This is a genomic window from Kurthia populi, assembly GCF_042686175.1.
GTDB classification, from domain to species: Bacteria; Bacillota; Bacilli; order Bacillales_A; family Planococcaceae; genus Kurthia; species Kurthia populi.
On sequence record NZ_JBHUOR010000065.1, the window covers coordinates 1 to 2,248 of the forward strand.

Sequence of the window (2,248 nt, forward strand, 5' to 3'; positions counted from 1 at the left end):
AATGACATCACTAAAGCAAAGTATTGGTACACCGCCAGTCCAACAGTTTATTGAATACCTTAATAAAAACGCAGGTCCGATGCTTACGACATTCGGTAAAGCGGTAGGAAATTTATTTAAAGGATTAGGCTCAATGTTCGTGGCCTTTGCACCGCTTAGTGAAAGTGTATCAAAAGGGTTCTTAAAAATGTCGGAATCATTTGCGACATGGGCCGCTGGATTACAAAAGAGCGAGAAGTTCAAATCTTTTATTAGTTATGTGCAAGAAAATATGCCGAAGATCAGTAGTATTTTTGGTAATGCAATTGTTGGAGTAGTAAACTTCTTTGCAGCGTTCGGCGGTTCCGCATCTGGAATGATGACGAGCCTACAAGGATTGATGGAAAGATGGCGCGCATGGACTGCGGCACTTAGCGAAAATCAATCGTTCCAAAAATTCCTCTCATACGTTAGCGCCACAGCACCAGGGGTAATGTCGCTAATTGGCAACTTAACAACCTTCCTAGTGAATCTAGGGATTGGCATGGCTCCGCTAGGCGCAATACTTTTGGAAATGGTAAACAAGTTTTTAGCGTGGTCCAACAGTATGATGCAAGCACATCCAGCTATCGGACAAATAATTGCGATTGTTATTTCTTTATCGGGTGCGTTTATGGCGATTATGCCGGTTATTTTAATGTTCAAGGCATTGTTTGCAGGTCTTGGTACAGCAATGATGGCTGGTATTGGTAAAGCAATTACGTTTATCACAGGATTGTTTACGAGTTTTAGTGGCACATTAACAACAGTTGGCACATGGGTAGCGAATTTGGCAACGAAGTTTCCTATGCTCGGCACAGTAATTAGTTTACTAACAGGTCCAGTTGGTCTTGTGATTGCTGCTATTGCGGCATTTGTTGCGGTGTTAATTGGTGTGTATCAGAGTTCAGAAACATTCAGGCAACAAGTATCCACTGTATTCACCGCTGTCTGGACAACGATCCAAACAACTTTTGGTGCTGTTGCAACATTCATTTCCGACACATGGGCACAAATTACGGAAATTTGGACAACTAATAGCGAGAATATCAAGACGATTGGTGCAGCTGTTTGGGGAGTGATAGTTGAAACTATCACAACGACAATGACGCAGATCATGACGTTATTCCAAGTGGTGTGGCCGGTTATTTCTACGGTTGTACAAGTTGCATGGGAAGTTATTAAAGCGGTTATCACAACAGCAGTCGCTATTATTTCAGGTGTTATCACAGCGCTTACGGCTTTATTAACAGGCGATTTCACAGGCGCTTGGCAAGCGGTAAAAGATACTTTAACAACAATTTGGGAAGCCCTTTGTACAGCAGCGCAAAACATCTTCGGGATTTTGAAAGATTTCCTCTCGAAAGTATGGGATGGCATTAAAGAAAAAGCTATTTCGATTTGGGAGAACATCAAAGAAACAGTTGTACAAAAAGCTACAGAATTAAAAGAAAACGCAATCAACAAATTCAATGAACTGAAAACCCAAGCTATTAACAAATTTAACGAACTGAAAACAACCGCAGTGAATAAGTTTAACGAATTAAAAACCCAAGCGATAAACAAAGCACAAGAACTGAAAACAAACGCAATCAACAAATTCAATGAACTGAAAACCCAAGCGGTGAATAAGTTCAACGAGTTGAAAACAAACGCAATCAACAAATTCAATGAACTGAAAACCCAAGCGGTGAACAAAGCGCAAGAATTAAAAACCCAAGCTATTAACAAATTTAACGAGTTAAAGAAACAAGCGACCGATAAGATTAACGAACTGAAAACCCAAGCAACAGATAAATTCGAAGAATTAAAAACCAATGTTACGAATAAAGTCGAGACCATTAAAACTGATGTCACAAATAAGTTTAATGACATGAAAAAATCAGTTACCGATAAAATGTCTGAAACCAAAAAAAGTATTGAGGATAAATGGAATGAAGCTAAGTCGTTCTTAGAAGGTATTGATTTAGTTTCAATTGGTAAAAATATTATTCAAGGTCTTGTTAATGGCATTGAGTCTATGACAGATTCAGTCGTAAGTGCAGCTAAATCTATTGCGGATAAAGTGAAATCAACAATCAAATCAGCAATGGACATTCACTCGCCATCGCGCGTTACTTATGCACTTGGTGAACATACTGGGCAGGGTTTTGCGAATGGTATTACATCGAAAACGAAAGTTGTTACAGCAAGTGCTAAAAAGACAGCAAATGCGGCTAAAAAGGCGTTC

Annotated in this window: 1 protein-coding gene; it reads left to right on the forward strand. The window is 39.4% G+C overall.

The features are described from left to right. Window positions 1-2,248, forward strand: a 2,248-nt coding sequence (locus ACFSY7_RS10365) for a hypothetical protein (RefSeq protein ID WP_380147780.1), incomplete at both ends; no start/stop codon positions are given.